Below are 21,779 nucleotides of genomic sequence, written 5' to 3'. Positions count from 1 at the left end.
AACTATTTCATCCGCGCCACAAAGTAAGCATCCACATACTCACCATTACGCAACGCATAGTTTTTGCCCGTTCCCTCAATTTCAAACCCAAACTTGCGGTACAGTGCGATCCCCGATGGATTATCGACAAACACCGTCAGCTCGATTCTTTCGATACGCAGCCAGTTGTCGCACAGGTTCACCATCTCACGCATCAGCGCACTGCCCACGCCGCGATTCTGAAACTCAGACGCAATGCTTATCCCAAATGTCGCAACATGGCTTCGACGTGGGTTTTCCATCACGTCCAGCGCCAGATGACCCACCACTCGCTGATCGATGCAGGCCACTAGCTGCCGTCTTCCGGGTTTACGCATCACGCGCTCGTGCCACATGTCCATGGAAGGATGAGGAATTTGTAGTGTGTCGTGATAGACGTCCTGATGGGTATGCATCTGGTGCAAAGCTTCGGCATCGGCAGCTTGTACGTGGCGTATCACTATCTCACTAGTACTCATTCCTCTTCTCCTTTGTTTTCCCCGTCATATTTCGAGCTGTAGATGCGTTGGCCGCACCTGCTCACCCCAGTCACTTACTTAAGTAAGCTCCTGGGGACTCTCAGGTTTGCCGCCTTTCTACAACTCGAACTATTTAGGGGAAGATTGATGTCCCTTTAACCCTCTCTGAATCACAAAAATTCGTCAACTGCTGTTTTTTGTTAAAAATCGCTAGACAAGTGCGAATGATAATGATTATTATTGCCATGCGTTCAGGGAGACCCCTACGGAGAACCTGAAAGCACGACATTGCTCACATTGCTTCCAGTATTATTTTTTATAGCCAGCCGGGTGCTGGCTTTTTTTTTTCCCGTCTTATTTGACGCCGTAGCGGCGTTGGCTGCACTCACTTCCCCCAGTCACTTACTGAAGTAAGCTCCTGGGGATAAGCTCCCTTGCCGCCTTGCTACAACGCCAACTAATTAGGGAAAATGCGCCCGTGGTTTGCTCCCTCGCCCCGTGGGAGAGGGTTGGGGAGAGGGCATCAGGCCGCAGGGAACCAGATGCCGGGCGGCACTGCGTTTGCCCGGCCTACAGGGGAACGTAGGCCCGGTAAGCTTGCGCCACCGGGCAATGGGTTTCACGCGACACCCAACACAAACATGCGCTATGGTAGTCGGCAGCAACCTTCAATAAGGACTGAGCCATGACCCTACACTGTGCATTTATTGGTTTTGGAAAGAGCACCACGCGCTATCACCTTCCTTACGTGCTTAACCGCAAAGACACCTGGCAGGTGGCGCATATCTACCGCCGCAGCGCGAAGCCGGAAGAGCAGCATCCTCAGTATCAACATATTCATTTCACCAGCGATCTCGACGAAGTGCTGAACGATCCGCAGGTCAAACTGGTGGTGGTGTGTACTCACGCCGACAGCCATTTCGACTATGCGAAGCGCGCGCTCGAAGCGGGTAAAAACGTGCTGGTGGAAAAGCCCTTCACCCCGACGCTTGCAGAAGCGAAAACGTTGTTCGAACTGGCTAAAGCCAAAGGGCTGACGGTCATGCCGTATCAGAATCGTCGCTTTGACTCCTGCTTCCTGACGGCGAAAAAAGTGATTGAGAGCGGTAAGCTCGGCGATATCGTGGAAATCGAAAGCCATTTCGATATGTACCGTCCGGTGGCGGAAACGAAACCGGGTTTACCGCAGGATGGTGCGTTTTACGGCCTTGGCGTGCACACCATGGACCAGATTATTTCGCTGTTTGGTCGCCCTGATCATGTGTCGTATGACATTCGCAGCGTGCGCAACCCGGCCAACCCGGACGATACCTTCGAGGCGCAGCTCTTCTACGGCAACCTGAAGGCGATTGTGAAAACCAGCCATCTGGTGAAAATCGACGCTCCGAAGTTTATCGTTCACGGCACCAAAGGGTCTTACTTCAAATACGGCATCGATCAGCAGGAAACCAGCCTGAAGGCCAACATCATGCCGGGCGACGCGGGCTTTGGCGCGGATGACAGTATCGGCCAACTGGAATATATGAACGCAGAAGGTGTTAGCGTACGTGAAGAAGTGAAACCGGAAACGGGCGATTACGGCCGCGTGTACGATGCGCTGTACGCGACACTCACGACTGGTGCGCCGTATTACATCAAGGAATCTGAAGTTCTGACCAATATTGAGATCCTCGAGCGGGGCTTCGAACAGGCTTCTCCTGCCACCATAACCCTCGCTAAATAAGCGGATTTGGCTCCTCTGCACTTGTTCATAAATTTTGAACAGAGGAGTCAATTTTCACCCACTATCATCCTGAACGGTTCGGGTCCACACTAAGTCCATCGAAACGAACACGGGGTGAACATCATGATCTACTTACGCAAAGCAAACGAACGCGGCCATGCTAATCACGGTTGGCTGGACTCCTGGCATACTTTCTCTTTTGCCAACTATTACGACGCCAATTTCATGGGGTTCTCGGCACTGCGCGTGATTAACGATGACGTGATTGATGCCGGCCAGGGCTTCGGGACTCACCCGCACAAAGACATGGAAATTTTGACCTATGTGCTGGAAGGCGCCGTTGAGCACCAGGACAGCATGGGCAACAAAGAGCAGGTGCCTGCCGGTGAATTCCAGATTATGAGCGCCGGTACCGGTGTTCGTCACTCGGAGTACAACCCGAGCAAAACTGAGAAACTGCACCTGTATCAAATCTGGATCATTCCAGAAGAAACTGGCATCACGCCTCGCTACGAACAGCGTCGCTTTGACGCCGCTCAGGGCAAACAGCTGGTGCTGTCGCCGGATGCGCGAGACGGTTCACTGAAAGTTTACCAGGACATGGAACTGTACCGCTGGGCACTGGCAAAAGGCGAACAGTCTGTGCATCAGATTGCCGCTGACCGCCGCGTGTGGATTCAGGTGGTGAAAGGCGAAGTCTCTATCAACGGCACCAAAGCCACCACGGCCGATGGTCTGGCGATTTGGGATGAGCAGGCACTTTCTGTTCATGCTGACAGCGAAGCGGAAATTCTGCTGTTTGACCTGCCACCAGTATGATCCTGATTAAATAAATCGCGGAACCTTCCCACTAACCGGGAAGGTTCTGTCACGTCCATGATAAACTGGTGAAATGTCTCCCCCTTTATCACTCTCTGGACGATGAAAAAGAAAAGACCCGTACTTCAGGATGTGGCCGATCGCGTCGGTGTGACCAAAATGACGGTCAGCCGTTTTTTGCGTAACCCGGAACAGGTTTCCGTGGCGCTGCGTGGCAAGATTGCCGCCGCCCTTGATGAACTGGGTTATATTCCCAATCGCGCCCCCGATATTCTCTCTAATTCCACCAGTCGTGCGATTGGCGTGCTTCTCCCGTCCTTAACCAACCAGGTGTTCGCGGAAGTGCTCAAGGGCATTGAAAGCGTGACCGACGCTTACGGCTATCAGGCGATGCTCGCTCACTACGGTTATAAACCGGAGATGGAAGAAGAGCGCCTGGAATCGATGCTCTCCTGGAATATCGACGGCCTGATCCTCTCTGAACGCACGCACACTGCGCGTACCCGCAAGATGATTGAAGTCTCGGGCATTCCGGTGGTTGAACTGATGGACAGTCAGACGCCGTGCATCGATATCGCCGTCGGCTTTGATAACTTCGAAGCCGCCCGCCAGATGACCGCCACCATTATTTCGCGCGGTCACCAGCACATCGCCTATCTCGGCGCACGTCTGGATGAACGTACCATCATCAAACAGCAGGGCTATGAACAGGCGATGCGTGATGCTGGCCTAACGCCTTACAGCATGATGGTTGAACAATCCTCGTCTTACTCTTCCGGTATTGAGCTGATGCGTCAGGCGCGCCGTGAATATCCGCAGCTTGATGGCATCTTCTGTACCAACGATGACCTTGCGGTCGGCGCGGCGTTTGAGTGCCAGCGTCTGGGGTTAAAAATCCCGGATGATATGGCGATTGCCGGTTTCCACGGTCATGACATCGGTCAGGTGATGGAACCCCGTCTGGCGAGCGTGCTCACGCCGCGTGAACGCATGGGGCGAATTGGTGCCGAGCGCCTGCTGGCGCGCATCCGTGGTGAAATAGTTACGCCGAAAATGTTAGATTTAGGTTTCACATTGTCACCGGGCGGATCAATCTAGTCCGACAAGTTTGAAGTAGATCACACAACACAGTTTATCGTCCCACCGGTTATTGCTTATCCAGGGGCTCAGCAGGACAATGTTACCGATAACAGTTACCCGTAACAAACTCTGAGGAGCAACGCGTTGAGCACGACTAACCATGAAAACCATGTCTACGTTCTGATGGGCGTTTCTGGCAGTGGCAAATCCGCCGTTGCCAGCGAAGTGGCGTATCGGCTGCATGCCGCGTTTCTTGACGGCGACTTCCTCCATCCGCGCAGCAACATTGTCAAAATGTCTTCCGGCGAACCGCTGAATGACGACGACCGTAAACCGTGGCTGCAGGCGCTGAACGATGCTGCGTTCGCCATGCAGCGCACCAACAAAGTGTCGCTGATCGTCTGTTCTGCCCTGAAAAAAAGCTATCGCGACCTGCTGCGTGAAGGCAACCCGAACCTCTCTTTCATCTATATGAAAGGTGATTTTGAGGTTATCGAAAACCGCCTGAAAGCCCGCAAAGGCCACTTCTTCAAAACCCAAATGCTGGTCACCCAGTTCGAAACGCTGGAAGAGCCGGGCGCAAATGAGCCTGACGTTCTGGTGGTCGATATCGATCAGCCGCTGGACGGCGTTGTCGCCAGCACCATTGAGTTAATCAACAAAGGCAGTCAGTAGTGAGTACATTAACGCTTGTTTTGACGGCAGTCGGCTCCGTTTTGCTGCTGCTGTTTTTAGTCATGAAGGCACGTATGCACGCCTTCGTGGCTTTGATGGTGGTATCTATTGGTGCAGGGCTGTTCTCCGGTATGCCGCTCGATAAGATTGCGGCAACCATGGAAAAAGGGATGGGCGGCACGCTGGGCTTCCTGGCGATTGTGGTCGCATTGGGCGCGATGTTCGGCAAAATTCTGCATGAAACCGGCGCGGTCGATCAGATTGCCGTGAAGATGCTGAAGTCCTTCGGCCACAGCCGCGCGCATTATGCGATTGGCCTCGCAGGGCTGATTTGCGCGCTGCCGCTGTTCTTCGAAGTGGCGATTGTGCTGCTGATTAGCGTCGCTTTCTCCATGGCACGTCACACCGGAACGAACCTGGTGAAACTGGTTATTCCTCTGTTTGCGGGCGTTGCAGCCGCTGCGGCGTTCCTGCTGCCAGGGCCTGCGCCGATGCTGCTGGCTTCGCAAATGCACGCAGACTTTGGCTGGATGATCCTGATTGGCCTGTGCGCAGCCATTCCGGGGATGATCATCGCCGGGCCGCTGTGGGGGAATTTCATCAGCCGTTACGTTGAACTGCATATTCCTGACGACGTCACCGAGCCGCATCTGGGCGAGGGCAAAATGCCGTCCTTCGGTTTCAGCCTGGCGCTGATCCTGCTGCCGCTGGTGCTGGTAGGCCTGAAAACTATCGCCGCACGTTTTGTAGCGCAAGGTTCTCCGGCGTACGAATGGTTTGAGTTTATCGGTCACCCGTTCACCGCGATTCTGGTGGCGTGTCTGGTGGCGATTTACGGCCTGGCTGTACGTCAGGGCATGCCGAAAGACCGCGTGATGGAAATCTGCGGCGCGGCGCTGCAACCCGCGGGGATTATTCTGTTGGTGATCGGTGCGGGCGGTGTGTTCAAACAAGTGCTGGTGGATTCCGGCGTTGGCCCGGCATTGGGTGAAGCGCTGACCGGCATGGGCCTGCCAATCGCGATTACCTGTTTCGTGCTGGCTGCGGCGGTACGCATCATTCAGGGTTCCGCAACGGTTGCCTGTCTGACTGCAGTCGGTCTGGTGATGCCAGTGATTGAACAGCTGCATTACAGCGGCGCACAGATGGCAGCTCTGTCGATTTGTATCGCGGGCGGGTCTATCGTGGTCAGCCACGTGAATGACGCCGGTTTCTGGCTGTTCGGTAAGTTTACCGGCGCAACAGAAGCGCAGACGCTGAAGACCTGGACGCTGATGGAAACCATTCTGGGGACCGTGGGCGCGATTGTTGGGATGATTGCGTTTTCGCTGTTGAGCTAAGAATTGCCCCTCACCCCGGCCCTCTCCCCAAAGGGGCGAGGGAGAAAACCAAGGGCCGCACATTCGAGTCCCCTCTCCCCTTTGGGGAGAGGGTTAGGGTGAGGGGATTTACCCCTTCATCCACACCCGAATACCATCCAGGAACATCTGGGTGGCGAGCATCACCAGAATCAACCCCATCAGGCGTTCCAGCGCATTCACTCCTTTCTCTCCCAGCAGGCGTAAAAACAGCCCTGACTGCAGCAAAATCACGAATGTGCCACCCCAGGCGAGCATCAGCGCAATAATCAAATGCCCCATCTGATTCGGATACTGATGCGACAATAACATCAGCGTCGCCAATAATGACGGCCCGGCAACCAGTGGGATCGCCAGCGGCACAATAAACGGTTCTTCACCGACCGGTAAACCGCTGCTGCTGCCTTCGGCGCTTGGGAAAATCATCTTAATGGCGATCAGGAATAAAATGATGCCCCCGGAGATAGAAACGGTCTCCGCGCTCAGGTTGAGGAAAGCCAATATTTTCTCTCCGGCGAAGAGAAAAATGAGCATTATCAGCAGTGCGATAAACAGCTCACGTATCATGATCGCCCTGCGGCGCTTGGGTTCCGTGTGTTTTAACACCGACATGAAAATCGGTAAATTTCCCAGTGGATCCATAATCAGGATCAATAAAACCGCAGCAGAAAGGATGTCGCTCATTACGTTGTTCCCTGATAATTGCCCTTCAAGCTCTGCACAGACGCAGAGGGTAAATAAGTTGCTTTACTGAGTGATGACGAATCATTGAATTTTTTCACTTGCGACTTTGGCTGCATTTTGTAATGTGAGGGATGTCCCGGCTTCAAGGTTGAAAACCGGCTCAGCACAACAGCACACACCTCTGCAGGAATACACGTTATGAAAAATGTTGGTTTTATCGGCTGGCGCGGTATGGTCGGCTCTGTACTCATGCAACGCATGGTAGAAGAGCGCGATTTTGACGCCATTCGCCCCGTTTTCTTCTCCACCTCTCAGCTGGGTCAGGCTGCGCCTGCGTTCGGCACCCAGAGCGGTGGCACGCTTCAGGATGCCTTTGATCTTGAGGCGTTGAAGGCGCTCGACATTATTGTCACCTGTCAGGGCGGCGATTATACCAACGAAATCTATCCGAAGCTGCGTGAAAGCGGCTGGCAGGGTTACTGGATTGACGCGGCCTCTTCGCTGCGCATGAAAGATGATGCGATCATTATTCTGGACCCGGTGAATCAGGATGTCATCACTGCGGGCCTGAACAACGGCATTAAAACGTTTGTCGGCGGTAACTGTACTGTCAGCCTGATGCTGATGTCACTGGGCGGCCTGTTCGCTAACGATCTCGTTGAGTGGGTGTCTGTGGCGACCTATCAGGCAGCCTCCGGCGGCGGTGCGCGTCATATGCGTGAACTGTTAAGCCAGATGGGTGGCCTGCATAACTACGTGGCGGACGAGCTGGCGAACCCGGCTTCAGCCATTCTCGATATCGAACGCAAAGTGACTCAACTGACGCGCAGCGGCGACCTGCCGGTAGACAACTTCGGCGTACCGCTGGCGGGCAGTCTGATCCCGTGGATCGACAAGCAACTCGATAACGGCCAGAGCCGCGAAGAGTGGAAAGGCCAGGCGGAGACCAACAAAATTCTCGCTACTCAGAACGTTATACCGGTGGATGGCCTCTGCGTGCGTATCGGTGCCCTGCGCTGCCACAGCCAGGCGTTCACCATCAAACTGAAGAAAGATGTGTCTATCCCGACCGTGGAAGAGCTGCTGGCAGCACACAACCCGTGGGCCAAAGTGGTGCCAAACGACAGAGATATCACCGTGCGTGAACTGACCCCTGCGGCGGTGACCGGCACGTTGAGCACGCCAGTCGGGCGTTTGCGTAAATTGAATATGGGGCCGGAGTACCTCTCCGCCTTCACCGTTGGCGATCAGCTCCTCTGGGGCGCCGCCGAACCGCTACGTCGCATATTGCGACAACTAGCGTAACAAAATGAAAAAAGGGGTGCTGAGTCACCCCTTTTTTACGCCTGTCACTTTATACGTAGAACAAGGAATTAACGCGTATGCAGCAATTTTACCGGGAGTCAGATAAAGCCTTGGCTATGCTTTAAGGGAGAGGTTTTTCCTGAAGGTGGGATGGCGCAAAAAGGAAGCTCAATTTTGCCGCGCCATTCAGGTCAAAAAAAGTCGCTACCCAGAACAGACACAGCGACACTTACAACAGGATGAATAGCATGTCCGATCGTATCGATAGAGACGTGATTAATGCTTTGATAGCCGGCCATTTTGCGGACCCGTTTTCCGTGCTTGGCATGCATAGCACCGACGCAGGACTGGAAGTCCGCGCACTGTTACCTGACGCGACCGAAGTGTGGGTCATCGAACCCAAGACCGGGCGTAAAGTCGGCATGCTCGATTGCCTCGACTCACGCGGTTTCTTCAGCGGCGTGATGCCACGCCGTAAAAATCCTTTCCGTTACCAGTTGGCGGTGCTGTGGCACGGTCAACAGAATCTGATTGATGACCCTTATCGTTTTGGTCCGCTGTTGCAGGAGATGGATGCCTGGCTGTTATCGGAAGGTACGCATTTGCGTCCTTACGAAACGTTGGGTGCGCATGCCGATACCATGGACGGCGTGACCGGCACTCGCTTTTCTGTCTGGGCACCGAACGCTCGTCGCGTGTCGGTTGTCGGGCAATTCAACTATTGGGATGGCCGCCGCCATCCGATGCGCCTGCGTGCAGAATCAGGTATCTGGGAACTCTTTGTGCCTGGCGCGCACAACGGTCAGCTCTATAAATTCGAGATGATCGACGCGCAGGGGCATTTGCGCATCAAGTCAGACCCTTATGCCTTTGAAGCGCAGATGCGCCCGGAAACGGCCTCGCTGATTTGCGGCCTGCCGGAGAAAGTCGAACAACCGGAATCCCGCAAACAGGCCAACCGTTTTGATGCGCCGATTGCTATCTATGAAGTGCATCTCGGCTCCTGGCGTCGTCATACCGACAACAACTTCTGGTTGAGCTATCGCGAGCTTGCCGATCAACTGGTGCCTTACGCCAAATGGATGGGCTTTACCCATCTTGAACTGCTGCCTATCAACGAGCATCCGTTTGACGGGAGCTGGGGTTATCAGCCAACAGGGTTGTACGCGCCTACGCGTCGTTTCGGTACGCGTGACGACTTCCGCTACTTCATCAACGCGGCACACAACGCCGGGCTGAACGTGATCCTCGACTGGGTGCCGGGCCACTTCCCATCAGACGATTTCTCGCTGGCGAAATTCGACGGCACTGAACTCTATGAGCACAGCGATCCGCGTGAGGGCTTCCATCAGGACTGGAACACCCTGATTTACAACTACGGCCGCCGTGAAGTGCAGAATTTCCTGGTGGGCAACGCGCTGTACTGGATTGAGCGCTTCGGCATTGATGCGCTGCGTGTGGATGCTGTTGCCTCAATGATTTACCGCGACTACAGCCGCAAACCGGGCGAGTGGATCCCGAACGAACACGGGGGCCGTGAAAACCTCGAAGCCATCGAATTCTTGCGTAGCACCAACCGCATTATGGGCGAACAGGTGCCAGGTGCGGTGAGCATGGCGGAAGAATCGACCGACTTCGCGGGTGTCTCTCGTCCACCGGATATGGGCGGGCTGGGCTTCTGGTACAAGTGGAACCTGGGCTGGATGCACGACACCCTGGACTATTTCAAGCTCGACCCGGTTTATCGTAAGCATCACCACGATAAGCTGACCTTCGGCATGCTGTACAACAGCACCGAAAACTTCGTGCTGCCGCTGTCGCACGATGAAGTCGTGCACGGCAAGAAATCGATTCTCGACCGTATGCCGGGCGACGCGTGGCAGAAATTCGCCAACCTTCGCGCTTATTACGGCTGGCTGTATGCCTTCCCGGGCAAAAAGCTGCTGTTTATGGGCAACGAGTTTGCACAAGGGCGCGAGTGGAACCACGACAGCAGCCTCGACTGGCATCTGCTGGAAGGCGGCGACAACTGGCATCACGGCGTACAACGTCTGGTGCGAGACCTCAACCTGACCTATCGCCACCACAAAGCGATGCACGAACTGGATTATGACTCGTATGGCTTTGAGTGGCTGGTGGTGGATGACCACGAGCGTTCCGTGTTCGTGTTTGTGCGCCGCGACAAGCAGGGCAACGAAATCATTGTCGCCAGCAACTTTACGCCGGTGCCGCGTACGCACTACCGCTTTGGCATCAACCAGCCAGGTCGCTGGCGTGAAATCCTGAATACCGATTCGATGCATTATCACGGCAGCAATGCCGGGAATGGCGGAGCTGTACACAGCGATGAAATCGCCAGTCACGGGCGTCCGAACTCACTGTCTGTCACGCTACCGCCGTTGTCGACCATCTGGCTGGTTCGGGAGGGGGAATGAGCAAACTCACGGCAGGCAAACCCACTCCGCTTGGCGCGAGCTATGACGGGCAGGGCGTGAACTTCACGCTCTTCTCTGCGCATGCGGAACGGGTCGAACTGTGTGTGTTTGACAAGGAGGGCAATGAGCACCGCGAAGATTTGCCGGGCCGCACGCAGGATGTGTGGCACGGTTATCTGCCCAACGCACGGCCGGGGCTACGCTACGGATTCCGCGTGCACGGCCCATGGGAGCCACATCACGGGCACCGTTTCAACCCTGCGAAGTTGCTGATCGACCCTTGCGCTCACCGCGTAGAGGGCGAAGCAAAAGACGATCCGATCCTGCACAGCGGGCATGATCAACCCGACAGCCGCGATAGCGCGTCGGTCGCGCCGCGTTCTGTGGTGGTCGATCTCCATTACGACTGGGAAAACGACACACCACCGCGCACGCCGTGGGGCAGCACCATCGTTTACGAAGCGCATGTGAAGGGGCTGACGTATTTGCATCCGGGTATCCCGAAAGAGATTGCCGGCACGTACCGCGCCCTCGCACATCCGCTGATGATTGCCTATTTCCAGAAGCTCGGCATTACCGCGCTGGAACTGCTGCCTGTCGCGCAGTTTGCCAGTGAACCGCGCCTGCAACGGCTTGGGCTCTCCAATTATTGGGGCTACAACCCGCTGGCGATGTTTGCGGTTGAACCGCGTTATGCCACGTCGCCGGAACTGGCAATCAATGAGTTTCGTGATGCGGTGAAGGCGCTGCATGCGGCGGGAATTGAAGTGATCCTCGACATTGTGCTCAACCACAGTGCGGAGATCGATCTCGACGGGCCGACCTTCTCCCTGCGCGGAATCGACAACCGTAGCTATTATTGGATAAGGGACGACGGTGATTATCACAACTGGACCGGCTGCGGAAACACCCTGAATCTCAGCTCGCCGGGCACAGTGGAATACGCCCGTCAGTGCCTGCGTTTCTGGGTGGATGAGTGCCATGTGGACGGTTTCCGTTTTGATCTGGCTTCGGTGATGGGCAGAACCCCGGATTTCCGTCAGGACGCACCGCTGTTTGAAGCCATCAAAAATGACCCGCAGCTCTCAGCCGTGAAGCTGATAGCTGAGCCGTGGGATATCGGTGACGGCGGGTATCAGGTCGGGAATTTCCCACCGCTGTTCGCAGAATGGAACGATCATTTCCGCGATGCGGTAAGACGTTTCTGGCTCCAGCAAAGTTTGTCACTAGGCGACTTTGCCAGCCGCTTTGCGGCATCCAGTGATGTGTTTAAACGCGATGGGCGGCGGCCGTCCTCGTCAGTCAACCTGGTGACGGCGCACGACGGATTCACCCTGCGCGACTGCGTCTGTTTCAATCAGAAACACAATGAGGCGAACGGAGAAGAGAACCGCGACGGGACTAACAATAACCATAGCTTTAACCATGGTATAGAAGGATTAGATGGCAGTCTTGATGTGATTGAGCGGCGGCGAGCCAGTGTCCATGCCCTGATGGCCACACTGCTTTTATCACAAGGGACACCGATGTTGCTGGCGGGCGATGAACACGGTCACAGCCAGCACGGAAACAACAATGCTTACTGTCAGGACAACGCGCTCACCTGGCTTGACTGGGAAAAGGCCAACGCTGGCCTGACGACATTTACCGCTGCACTGATTCACCTTCGCAAGCAGATCCCGGCGCTGACTGGGGATCGCTGGTGGGAAGAGGGAGATGGCAGCGTTAGCTGGTTTAACAAGGACGCGCATCCCCTGAGCGCAGACGAGTGGCAGCACGGTAGCCCGCAGATGCAAATCCTGCTGGCAGACACGTGGCTTATCACCCTCAACGCGTCACAGGACGTTGCCGACATTGCTTTACCTGAAGGGGAGTGGCGCGCCATTCCTCCATTCGCCGGAGAGGATAATCCGGTCACCCTGGCTGTCTGGCATGGGCCCGCGCACGGAGTGTGCGCATTCGAAAAGGTCCGCTCGAACAGATAACGAGCGAAAAAAGGAGTTAATCATGGTTAGACTTGAAAAGAACGATCCTCTGATGTTAGCGCGTCAATTGCCGATCAAATCGGTGGCGCTGATCCTCGCCGGTGGGCGCGGAACCCGACTTAAAGATTTGACCACCACCCGCGCCAAACCTGCGGTGCATTTCGGTGGTAAGTTCCGCATCATCGACTTTGCCCTCTCTAACTGCATTAACTCTGGTATTCGCCGCATCGGCGTGATTACCCAGTATCAGTCGCACACGCTGGTGCAGCACATTCAGCGCGGCTGGTCTTTCTTCAGCGAAGAGATGAACGAGTTTGTTGACCTGCTGCCTGCACAACAACGTGTTAGCGGCGAAAACTGGTATCGCGGCACGGCGGATGCGGTGACGCAAAACCTGGATGTTATTCGCCGCTATAAGGCCGAATACATCGTTATCCTCGCCGGGGACCATATCTACAAGCAGGACTACTCGCGCATGCTTATCGACCACGTCGAAAAAGGCGCGCGTTGCACCGTAGCCTGCATGCCCGTGCCCGTTGCTGAGGCAACGGCGTTCGGCGTCATGGACGTCGATAACGAAGACAAGATTATCGAGTTCGTCGAAAAACCGGCCAAGCCACCGACCATGCCGGGTGACGACAGCAAATCACTCGCCAGCATGGGTATCTATATCTTTGATGCAGATTACCTTTATAGGCTGCTGGCGGAAGACGACGAAGATGCCAATTCCAGCCACGACTTCGGCAAAGATATCATCCCGAAAATCGTTAAAGCTGGCATGGCATATGCACATCCTTTCCCACTGTCTTGCGTGCAGTCAGATCCGGAAGCAGAACCGTACTGGCGTGATGTCGGGACGCTGGAAGCGTACTGGAAGGCGAACCTCGACCTCGCCTCCGTCACGCCTGAACTGGATATGTACGACCAGAACTGGCCGATACGTACACACATGGAATCGCTGCCGCCCGCGAAGTTTGTGCAAGACCGTTCGGGCAGCCACGGCATGACGCTGAACTCGCTGGTTTCCGGCGGGTGCATCATCTCCGGCTCCGTGGTGGTGCAATCGGTGTTGTTCCCGCGAGTGCGGATAAACTCGTTTTGTAACATTGATTCGGCAGTGTTATTGCCGGATGTCTGGGTCGGGCGTTCATGTCGCCTGCGCCGCTGTGTTATCGACCGCGCCTGCGTTATCCCGGAAGGCATGGTGATTGGAGAAAATGCGGAAGAGGACGCGCGTCGTTTCTACCGTTCAGAGGAAGGCATAGTGCTGGTGACGCGTGAAATGCTGCGCAAACTGCAGGGCTGACAGGAGCGATAATGCAGGTTTTACATGTATGTTCAGAGATGTTCCCGCTGCTGAAAACGGGCGGTCTGGCGGATGTGCTTGGCGCGTTACCGGCGGCGCAAATTGCCGATGGTGTTGATACGCGCGTTCTGTTGCCAGCCTTCCCGGACATTCGCCGCGGCGTGACGGATGCACAGGTAGTGACCCGTCGCGACACCTTTGCCGGACGCATTACGCTGCTGTTCGGCCATTATAACGGCGTGGGCATCTATCTGATTGATGCGCCACATTTATACGACCGTCCGGGGAGCCCGTATCACGACACCAATCAGTTTGCGTATACCGACAACGTGCAGCGTTTTGCACTGCTGGGTTGGGTTGGGGCTGAAATGGCGAGTGGGCTGGATCCGTTCTGGCGACCTGAGATTGTCCATGCGCACGACTGGCATGCGGGGCTGGCTCCGGCATATCTCGCCGCGCGCGGCCACCCGGCAAAGTCAGTTTTCACGGTGCACAACCTGGCTTATCAGGGCATGTTTTATGCGCATCACATGAACGACATTGGCTTGCCATGGTCGTTCTACAACATGCACGGGCTGGAGTTTAACGGGCAGATTTCGTTCCTGAAGGCCGGGCTGTATTACGCCGATCACATCACGGCAGTCAGCCCGACTTATGCACGAGAGATAACCGAGCCGCAGTTTGCCTACGGGATGGAAGGGCTGCTGCGTCAGCGTCATCAGGAAGGGCGGCTGTCGGGTATTCTCAATGGCGTAGATGCTCAAATCTGGAGCCCGGAAAACGACCTGCTGCTGGCGGCGCGTTACAACCGCGATCAGCTCGAAGAGAAAGCCGAAAACAAGCGCCAGCTGCAAATTGCGATGGGCCTGAAGGTGAATGATAAGGTGCCATTGTTTGCGGTGGTGAGCCGTCTGACCAGCCAGAAAGGGCTGGATTTAGTGCTCGAAGCGCTGCCGGGTCTGCTGGAACAAGGTGGGCAACTGGCACTGCTGGGCGCAGGCGATCCGGTGTTGCAGGAAGGTTTCCTCGCCGCCGCCGCTGAACATCCAGGGCAAGTTGGCGTACAGATTGGTTATCACGAAGCGTTCTCGCACCGCATCATGGGCGGCGCGGACGTGATTCTGGTGCCGTCGCGCTTTGAGCCTTGCGGCTTAACGCAGCTTTACGGTTTGAAATACGGCACGCTGCCGCTGGTGCGTCGTACCGGCGGGTTGGCCGATACAGTGTCCGACAGTTCGCTGGAAAACCTGGCAGACGGCATCGCCAGTGGATTTGTGTTCGAAGACAGTAATGCCTGGTCGCTGCTAAGAGCCATCAGGCGTGCTTTCGTGTTGTGGTCGCGCCCTTCGCTCTGGCGCTATGTCCAGCGCCAGGCGATGAGCATGGATTTTAGCTGGCAAGTCGCGGCGACGTCTTACCGCGAGCTTTATCAACGCTTGATGTAATCACAGGACCCTCTTATGAATGCACCTTTTACTTACGCATCGCCGACCCTCAGCGTTGAGGCACTGAAGCACTCCATTGCCTATAAGCTGATGTTCACCATCGGGAAAGATCCGGCGATCGCCAACAAACACGAATGGCTGAACGCCACGTTGTTTGCGGTTCGTGACCGTCTGGTCGAACGCTGGCTGCGCTCTAACCGCGCACAACTTTCACAGGAAGGCCGTCAGGTTTACTACCTGTCGATGGAGTTTCTGATTGGTCGCACCCTTTCCAATGCGCTGTTGTCGCTCGGTATTTATGAGGACGTGAAAAACGCGCTGGAAGGGATGGGGCTCGATCTCGAAGAGCTGATTGGCGAAGAGAATGACCCGGGGCTGGGCAACGGTGGCCTCGGTCGTCTGGCGGCCTGTTTCCTCGATTCTCTCGCCACGTTAGGCTTACCGGGCCGCGGTTATGGTATTCGCTACGACTACGGCATGTTCAAACAGAACATTGTCGATGGCCGACAGAAAGAGTCGCCGGATTACTGGCTGGAGTACGGCAACCCCTGGGAATTCAAACGCCACAACACCCGCTATGCGGTGCGTTTCGGCGGCCGTATTCAGCAGGAAGGCAAGAAATCCCGCTGGGTCGAGACCGAAGAAATTCTGGCGGTGGCCTACGACCAAATCATTCCTGGCTATGACACCGACGCAACCAACACGCTGCGCCTGTGGAACGCGCAGGCGAGCAGCGAAATTAACCTCGGCAAATTCAACCAGGGTGACTACTTCGCGGCGGTGGAAGATAAAAACCACTCCGAGAACGTGTCTCGTGTGCTGTACCCGGATGACTCAACGTATTCCGGGCGTGAGCTGCGTCTGCGTCAGGAATATTTCCTCGTCTCGGCAACCGTGCAGGATATTCTCAGCCGTCATTATCAGTTGCACAGAACCTACAACAATCTGGCCGAAAAAATCGCCATTCACCTGAATGACACCCATCCGGTGCTGTCGATTCCGGAGCTGATGCGTCTGCTGATTGACGAGCATAAGTTCAGCTGGGATGACGCTTTCAACGTGACGTGTCAGGTGTTCTCCTACACCAACCACACGCTGATGAGCGAAGCGCTGGAAACCTGGCCGGTAGAAATGCTCGGCAAAATTCTGCCGCGCCACCTGCAAATCATCTTCGAAATTAACGACTACTTCCTGAAGACCTTGCAGGAGCAGTACCCGAACGATACCGGGTTGCTGAGTCGCACTTCCATCATCGACGAATCCAACGGCCGACGTGTCCGTATGGCGTGGCTGGCGGTGGTTATCAGCCACAAGGTCAATGGTGTGTCAGAGCTGCACTCAAACCTGATGGTGCAATCGCTGTTTGCGGACTTCGCCAAGATTTTCCCGATGCGCTTCACCAACGTCACCAACGGCGTAACGCCGCGTCGCTGGCTGGCGCTGGCGAACCCGTCGCTGTCTGGAGTGCTTGATGAAAACATCGGTCGCACCTGGCGTACGGACCTGAGCCAGTTGACGGAGCTGGAACAGCATCTGGATTACCCGCTGGTGAATCAGGCGGTGCATCACGCCAAGCACGAGAACAAAAAGCGTTTAGCCGAGTACATCGCCCAACAGCTGAACGTGGTGGTCAGCCCGAAATCGCTGTTCGATGTGCAAATTAAGCGTATCCACGAGTACAAACGTCAGTTGATGAACGTGCTGCACGTCATTACCCGCTACAACCGCATCAAGGCCGATCCAACAGCCGAGTGGGTGCCACGCGTGAACATTTTTGCCGGTAAAGCCGCGTCGGCGTATTACATGGCGAAGCACATCATTCACCTCATTAACGACGTGGCGAAGGTCATCAACAACGACCCGCAGATTGGCGACAAGCTGAAGGTGGTGTTTATCCCGAATTACAGCGTCAGCCTGGCGCAGCTGATCATCCCGGCGGCCGATCTTTCCGAACAGATTTCGCTGGCGGGAACGGAAGCGTCGGGCACCAGTAATATGAAGTTTGCGCTCAACGGCGCGCTGACCATCGGCACGCTCGACGGAGCGAACGTTGAAATGCTGGAGCACGTCGGCGACGAAAACATCTTCATCTTTGGTAACACGGCGGAAGAGGTCGAAGCGCTACGCGCCAAAGGCTACAAGCCACGTGATTACTACGATCAGGATGAAGAATTGCATCAGGTGCTGACGCAAATCGCCACCGGTTTGTTCAGCCCTGAAGAGCCGGGCCGCTACCGTGACCTGGTGGATTCGCTGATTAACTTTGGCGATCACTATCAGGTGCTGGCGGATTTCCGCAGCTACGTGGACTGTCAGGATAAAGTGGATGAGCTGTATAAAAATCCTGAGGAGTGGACCACCAAAGCGATGCGCAACATCGCCAACATGGGTTACTTCTCGTCAGACAGAACCATTCAGGAGTATGCGGAGACTATCTGGCATATTGATCCGGTGAGGTTATAAGCGCGCCCCTCTCCCTAACCCTCTCCCGTGGGGAGAGGGGACTGTTCTGCGCTGGTTTGTCTTTCTCCCTCTCCCTTGGGGAGAGGGCAGGGGAGAGGGGAAATTCAGGCCTGGATCAAGACGCTAAATCCAGTTCACGCTTTCCCACGTGTTGTACCAGCCATTGTGCCACGCGCGACTGCTCTTCGGCATTCAGCCACATCCCTTGCTTCGTGCGACGCCAGATAGCGTCATCCAGACGGCGTACCCACTCGTGTTCCACCAGATAGCGCAGTTCCGCTTCATAGAACTCGTGCCCAAAGTGCTCGCCTAACTCGGCGATGTCTTTGGCTTCACCTAAAATCCATTCGCTGTTGCTGCCGTAGGTGCGGGCAAAATGGCGTGCCATGCCTTCGCTGATAAACGGATAGCGACGACGAAGTTTCGCGGCGTAATCATCGCGATCGCCTTCGATTTCACCGCCAGGCAGCACCGAGCCTTTGGTCCACGCCGGCCCGATGCCTTTGTAATACGGCGTCAGTTTTTCCAGCGCGTGTTCGGCCAGCTTGCGATAGGTCGTCAGTTTGCCGCCAAATACCGATAACAGTGGGGCCTGACCGTTAACATCGTGGATATCCAGCGTGTAGTCGCGGGTAATTGCCTGCGGGGAATCAGACTCGTCATCACACAGCGGACGTACGCCGGAATAAGTCCAGACAATGTCGTCGCGACCGAGTTGTTTTTTGAAGTGCGCGTTATGCACCTTCAGCAGGTAATTGATTTCACTTTCGTCAATTTCGACGTTTTTCGGATCGCCTTTGTATTCCACGTCGGTGGTACCGATGATCGAGAACTCATCCATCCACGGAATGACAAACACAATACGCTTATCTTCGTTTTGCAGAATGTACGCCTGCTTCTGCGTATGCACACGTGGCACCACGATGTGGCTGCCTTTGATCAGGCGAATCCCGTACGGCGAAGGCAGGTGCATGCCGTCGTCGAAGAATTGTTTTACCCACGGGCCAGTTGCATTGACCAGACCACGCGCCTGCCAGCTGAATTTCTCGCCGGTATCGATATCTTCTGCTTCAACAATCCACAGGCCATTTTCGCGGCGAGCAGAGGTCGCGCGGGTGCGAGTGAGCACTTCGCCGCCTTTCTTCACCACCATTTGCGCGTTGGCTAACACCAGACGAGCATCGTCTACCCAGCAGTCGGAATATTCGAAACCGCGCACGATTTCAGGCTTAAGCACGGAGTCTGCACCAAAACGCAACCCGGTGGAACTCGGCAGGCTGGTGCGTTTACCGAGGTGATCGTACATAAACAGACCGATGCGAATCATCCACGCAGGGCGAAGATGCGGGCGATGCGGTAAACGAAAACGCATCGGGAACGCGATGTGAGGCGCCATTTTTAACAGCACTTCACGTTCGGCCAACGCTTCGCTGACCAGGCGGAATTCGTAGTGTTCCAGGTAGCGCAGGCCACCGTGAATCAGTTTGGAGCTGGCGCTCGACGTGGCACAGGCTAAATCCTGAGCTTCGAGCATCAGCACGGATAAACCGCGCCCTGCGGCATCTGCCGCGATACCGGCACCGTTGATGCCACCGCCTATCACAATCAGATCTTTGGTTTCCATGCTGCGCCCTCTCGCACTTTCGTTAAAGCTCACAAATGTTCGTTATCGCTCAATATAGCAAACAAACGAGCAATTGGTAACATCAAAAAAACATTTCAGAGTGATGCGTGTAACAAATTAGCGTTTCCCTGCCGCTCCAGCGTACACTTGGCAGTAAAATGTCTCCGTCCTTAACCCTGCTCTAATTTTCTCCCTCTCCCTGAGGGAGAGGGCTGGGGAGGGGGAAATCATGCGACCGACACAGAATAGAAAGAGAGCACCATGGATCAGTTTGAATGTATCAACGTCGAAGAAGCGCACCAGAAACTGCATCAGGGACTGGCGGTAATGGTGGATATTCGTGACCCGCAGAGCTATGCGATGGGCCACACACCGGAAGCGTTTCACCTGACTAACGACACGCTGGGCGCGTTTATGCGCGATACCGATTTCGAGACGCCAGTGATGGTGATGTGCTATCACGGCAACAGCAGCAAAGGGGCGGCGCAGTATCTGCTGCAACAGGGCTATGACCAGGTTTACAGCGTTGACGGGGGCTTTGACGCCTGGCATCGCCATTTCCCGGCTGAAGTGGCGCACGGTAGCTAAGACGGTATACTGTCCTCTTTTGTGTGGAATAAGCGACGTCCCGTATGTTGATGATTACCTCTTTTACTAACCCGCGCGTGGCCCAGGCGTTTGTCGACTACATGGCGACGCAGGGCGTTATCCTGACCATTCAGCAGCATACTCAAACCGATGTCTGGCTGGCGGATGAGAGCCAGGCGTCTCTTGTGCAACACGAGCTGGCGCGCTTTCTGGAAAATCCTGCCGACCCACGTTATTTAGCGGCGAGCTGGCAGTCAGGCCATACCAACAGCGGTTTGCATTACCGTCGCTTCCCTTTTCTTGCCACGCTGAAAAGCAATGCCGGGCCTTTGACCTGGCTCATCGCCTGCGCCTGCATTCTGGTGTTTATTGCGATGAACGTGGTGGGCGATCAGGCCGTGATGACGTGGCTGGCATGGCCGTACGACGCTTCCCTGCAGTTTGAGTTGTGGCGTTACTTCACCCACGCGTTTATGCACTTCTCGCTGATGCATATCCTCTTCAACCTGTTATGGTGGTGGTATCTCGGCGGGATGATTGAAAAGCGCATCGGCAGCGGAAAACTGCTGGTGATTACGGTTATCAGCGCCCTGTTAAGCGGCTTTATTCAGCACAAATTTAGCGGGCCGTGGTTTGGTGGCTTGTCCGGCGTGGTGTATGCGCTGATGGGCTATGCCTGGCTGCGCGGTGAGCGCGATCCACAAAGCGGGATCTTCCTGCAACGTGGGCTTATTATTTTCTCGCTGCTGTGGCTGGTGGCCGGCTGGTTTAATCTTTTCGGGATGTCGATTGCCAATGGTGCCCATGTGACCGGGCTGGTGGTTGGCCTGGCGATGGCGTTTGCCGATACGCAGAATGTGCGAAAACGAACATAATAATTCCAGGGATCTTGCATGAAACAAACACAACGTCATGACGCGATTATCGAGCTGGTAAAAAAGCAGGGTTATGTCAGCACAGAAGAGCTGGTGGAGCAGTTTGCCGTCAGCCCGCAAACCATTCGTCGCGACCTGAATGACCTGGCAGAGCAACAGATGATTTTGCGTCACCACGGTGGCGCGGCGCTGCCGTCCAGTTCGGTCAACACCTCATGGCAAGACCGCAAGGCCACCCAGGCGGCGGAAAAAGAGCGCATCGCCCGGAAAGTGGCCAGCCAGATCCCGAACGGTTCCGCGCTGTTTATTGATATCGGCACCACGCCAGAAGCCGTGGCGCACGCGCTGCTCAATCACTCTGATTTACGCATTGTCACCAACAACCTCAACGTGGCAAACACGCTGATGGCAAAAGAAGACTTCCGGGTGATTCTGGCGGGCGGTGAGTTACGCAGCCGAGACGGCGGGATCATCGGTGAAGCTACCCTCGATTTCATCTCTCAGTTCCGCCTGGATTACGGCATTCTGGGGATCAGCGGCATCGACAGCGACGGTTCGCTGCTGGAATTCGATTACCACGAAGTGCGCACCAAACGGGCAATCATTGAAAACTCCCGCCATGTGATGCTGGTCGTCGACCACTCGAAGTTTGGCCGTAACGCGATGGTGAACATGGGCAGTATCAGCCTGGTCGACGCGGTGTATACCGATGTGATGCCGCCAGCGGGCGTGCTGCAGGTGATTACCGAGAATAATATTCAACTGGAGTTGTGCTGATTCCGACAGGGAGTCGCTGTTTCCCCTCTCCCTGGCCCTCTCCCCAAGGGCTGAGGGATCCCCAGTAATATGGTCATTCGCCTGTGACCATATTACTGTACTCTTTCCCTAATAATTTCAGTGCATTAACTATATTCATT

17 protein-coding genes are annotated in these 21,779 nt (G+C 55.4%); 14 read left to right on the top strand and 3 right to left on the bottom strand.

Going from position 1 to position 21,779, the window contains the following annotated elements; translation table 11 throughout:
* Nucleotides 1-2: 2 nt before the first annotated feature.
* On the bottom strand, nucleotides 3-497 hold the full coding sequence (gene yhhY / locus ACI2I2_RS22775; protein ID WP_404660033.1) for an N-acetyltransferase: 495 nt from the start codon (nucleotides 495-497) through the stop codon (nucleotides 3-5).
* Nucleotides 498-1,182: 685 nt separating this feature from the next.
* On the opposite strand from yhhY, the gene ACI2I2_RS22770 reads away from it, so the two are divergent.
* The 5 genes from ACI2I2_RS22770 to gntU all read left to right on the top strand — a co-directional run bounded on the left by ACI2I2_RS22770 (nucleotide 1,183) and on the right by gntU (nucleotide 6,134).
* On the top strand, nucleotides 1,183-2,220 hold the full coding sequence (locus tag ACI2I2_RS22770) for an oxidoreductase (RefSeq protein WP_404660032.1): 1,038 nt from the start codon (nucleotides 1,183-1,185) through the stop codon (nucleotides 2,218-2,220).
* Between the two features lie 123 nt (nucleotides 2,221-2,343).
* Nucleotides 2,344-3,039, top strand: coding sequence for a pirin family protein (locus ACI2I2_RS22765; protein WP_404660031.1), 696 nt, complete (start codon nucleotides 2,344-2,346; stop codon nucleotides 3,037-3,039).
* 102 nt (nucleotides 3,040-3,141) lie between these two features.
* Nucleotides 3,142-4,137 carry a gluconate operon transcriptional repressor GntR gene (gene gntR / locus ACI2I2_RS22760; protein WP_330984969.1) on the top strand — a complete coding sequence of 332 codons (996 nt, stop codon included), beginning with the start codon at nucleotides 3,142-3,144 and terminating at the stop codon, nucleotides 4,135-4,137.
* 126 nt (nucleotides 4,138-4,263) lie between these two features.
* Entirely contained in the window at nucleotides 4,264-4,794 is a 531-nt protein-coding gene (gene gntK, locus ACI2I2_RS22755; RefSeq protein WP_404660030.1) for a gluconokinase, read from the top strand.
* Nucleotides 4,794-6,134 carry a gluconate transporter gene (gene gntU / locus ACI2I2_RS22750; protein ID WP_330984971.1) on the top strand — a complete coding sequence of 447 codons (1,341 nt, stop codon included), beginning with the start codon at nucleotides 4,794-4,796 and terminating at the stop codon, nucleotides 6,132-6,134. The genes gntK and gntU overlap by 1 nt, the downstream gene beginning before the upstream one ends.
* A 108-nt stretch (nucleotides 6,135-6,242) precedes the next feature.
* Here gntU and ACI2I2_RS22745 read toward each other — a convergent pair whose 3' ends face one another.
* Nucleotides 6,243-6,836, bottom strand: a complete 594-nt coding sequence (locus ACI2I2_RS22745) for a YhgN family NAAT transporter (protein ID WP_330984972.1) — start codon at nucleotides 6,834-6,836, stop codon at nucleotides 6,243-6,245.
* Nucleotides 6,837-7,034: 198 nt separating this feature from the next.
* Here ACI2I2_RS22745 and asd point away from each other — a divergent pair, with 198 nt between their 5' ends.
* From asd to glgP, 6 genes are all read left to right on the top strand, one after another.
* A complete protein-coding gene (asd, locus tag ACI2I2_RS22740) occupies nucleotides 7,035-8,141 on the top strand; it encodes an aspartate-semialdehyde dehydrogenase (protein WP_404660029.1) in 1,107 nt (368 codons plus the stop codon).
* 248 nt (nucleotides 8,142-8,389) lie between these two features.
* Entirely contained in the window at nucleotides 8,390-10,576 is a 2,187-nt protein-coding gene (glgB, locus tag ACI2I2_RS22735; protein WP_404660028.1) for a 1,4-alpha-glucan branching enzyme, read from the top strand.
* Nucleotides 10,573-12,561, top strand: coding sequence for a glycogen debranching protein GlgX (gene glgX, locus ACI2I2_RS22730; protein WP_404660027.1), 1,989 nt, complete (start codon nucleotides 10,573-10,575; stop codon nucleotides 12,559-12,561). Before glgB ends, glgX begins: the two co-directional genes overlap by 4 nt.
* A 22-nt stretch (nucleotides 12,562-12,583) precedes the next feature.
* A complete protein-coding gene (gene glgC / locus ACI2I2_RS22725) occupies nucleotides 12,584-13,867 on the top strand; it encodes a glucose-1-phosphate adenylyltransferase (protein WP_404660026.1) in 1,284 nt (427 codons plus the stop codon).
* Nucleotides 13,868-13,878: 11 nt separating this feature from the next.
* Nucleotides 13,879-15,312, top strand: a complete 1,434-nt coding sequence (gene glgA, locus ACI2I2_RS22720; protein WP_330984977.1) for a glycogen synthase GlgA — start codon at nucleotides 13,879-13,881, stop codon at nucleotides 15,310-15,312.
* Between the two features lie 15 nt (nucleotides 15,313-15,327).
* Nucleotides 15,328-17,775 carry a glycogen phosphorylase gene (gene glgP, locus ACI2I2_RS22715; protein WP_404660025.1) on the top strand — a complete coding sequence of 816 codons (2,448 nt, stop codon included), beginning with the start codon at nucleotides 15,328-15,330 and terminating at the stop codon, nucleotides 17,773-17,775.
* Nucleotides 17,776-17,890: 115 nt separating this feature from the next.
* Here the strand turns inward: glgP and glpD are convergent, their stop codons facing one another.
* Complete coding sequence (gene glpD, locus ACI2I2_RS22710; RefSeq protein WP_404660024.1) at nucleotides 17,891-19,399, bottom strand: glycerol-3-phosphate dehydrogenase; 1,509 nt, start codon at nucleotides 19,397-19,399, stop codon at nucleotides 17,891-17,893.
* Between the two features lie 261 nt (nucleotides 19,400-19,660).
* Between glpD and glpE the strand changes: the two genes are divergently transcribed.
* From glpE to ACI2I2_RS22695, 3 genes are read left to right on the top strand one after another with little or no spacing between them, the layout of a single operon-like run.
* Nucleotides 19,661-19,987, top strand: a complete 327-nt coding sequence (gene glpE / locus ACI2I2_RS22705) for a thiosulfate sulfurtransferase GlpE (protein WP_404660023.1) — start codon at nucleotides 19,661-19,663, stop codon at nucleotides 19,985-19,987.
* Between the two features lie 44 nt (nucleotides 19,988-20,031).
* Nucleotides 20,032-20,862, top strand: a complete 831-nt coding sequence (gene glpG / locus ACI2I2_RS22700; RefSeq protein ID WP_404660022.1) for a rhomboid family intramembrane serine protease GlpG — start codon at nucleotides 20,032-20,034, stop codon at nucleotides 20,860-20,862.
* 18 nt (nucleotides 20,863-20,880) lie between these two features.
* Nucleotides 20,881-21,639: a DeoR/GlpR family transcriptional regulator gene (locus ACI2I2_RS22695; protein WP_404660021.1), complete on the top strand. Its 759-nt coding sequence runs from the start codon at nucleotides 20,881-20,883 to the stop codon at nucleotides 21,637-21,639.
* Nucleotides 21,640-21,779: the final 140 nt, after the last annotated feature.

Origin of the sequence: Scandinavium sp. NPDC088450, assembly GCF_044900545.1 — a bacterium.
Taxonomy (GTDB): Bacteria; Pseudomonadota; Gammaproteobacteria; order Enterobacterales; family Enterobacteriaceae; genus Scandinavium.
The sequence above is the reverse complement of the archived record's forward strand: the minus strand, read 5'-3'. Positions and strand labels throughout refer to the sequence as shown.

Bases quoted from the DNA above. Each gene is read 5' to 3' on its own strand.
- yhhY (WP_404660033.1), bottom strand. From the start codon at position 497: ATGAGTACTAGTGAGATAGTGATACGCCACGTACAAGCTGCCGATGCC.
- ACI2I2_RS22770 (WP_404660032.1), top strand. From the start codon at position 1,183: ATGACCCTACACTGTGCATTTATTGGTTTTGGAAAGAGCACCACGCGC.
- ACI2I2_RS22765 (WP_404660031.1), top strand. From the start codon at position 2,344: ATGATCTACTTACGCAAAGCAAACGAACGCGGCCATGCTAATCACGGT.
- gntR (WP_330984969.1), top strand. From the start codon at position 3,142: ATGAAAAAGAAAAGACCCGTACTTCAGGATGTGGCCGATCGCGTCGGT.
- ACI2I2_RS22745 (WP_330984972.1), bottom strand. From the start codon at position 6,836: ATGAGCGACATCCTTTCTGCTGCGGTTTTATTGATCCTGATTATGGAT.
- asd (WP_404660029.1), top strand. From the start codon at position 7,035: ATGAAAAATGTTGGTTTTATCGGCTGGCGCGGTATGGTCGGCTCTGTA.
- glgB (WP_404660028.1), top strand. From the start codon at position 8,390: ATGTCCGATCGTATCGATAGAGACGTGATTAATGCTTTGATAGCCGGC.
- glgX (WP_404660027.1), top strand. From the start codon at position 10,573: ATGAGCAAACTCACGGCAGGCAAACCCACTCCGCTTGGCGCGAGCTAT.
- glgC (WP_404660026.1), top strand. From the start codon at position 12,584: ATGGTTAGACTTGAAAAGAACGATCCTCTGATGTTAGCGCGTCAATTG.
- glgA (WP_330984977.1), top strand. From the start codon at position 13,879: ATGCAGGTTTTACATGTATGTTCAGAGATGTTCCCGCTGCTGAAAACG.
- glgP (WP_404660025.1), top strand. From the start codon at position 15,328: ATGAATGCACCTTTTACTTACGCATCGCCGACCCTCAGCGTTGAGGCA.
- glpD (WP_404660024.1), bottom strand. From the start codon at position 19,399: ATGGAAACCAAAGATCTGATTGTGATAGGCGGTGGCATCAACGGTGCC.
- glpE (WP_404660023.1), top strand. From the start codon at position 19,661: ATGGATCAGTTTGAATGTATCAACGTCGAAGAAGCGCACCAGAAACTG.
- glpG (WP_404660022.1), top strand. From the start codon at position 20,032: ATGTTGATGATTACCTCTTTTACTAACCCGCGCGTGGCCCAGGCGTTT.
- ACI2I2_RS22695 (WP_404660021.1), top strand. From the start codon at position 20,881: ATGAAACAAACACAACGTCATGACGCGATTATCGAGCTGGTAAAAAAG.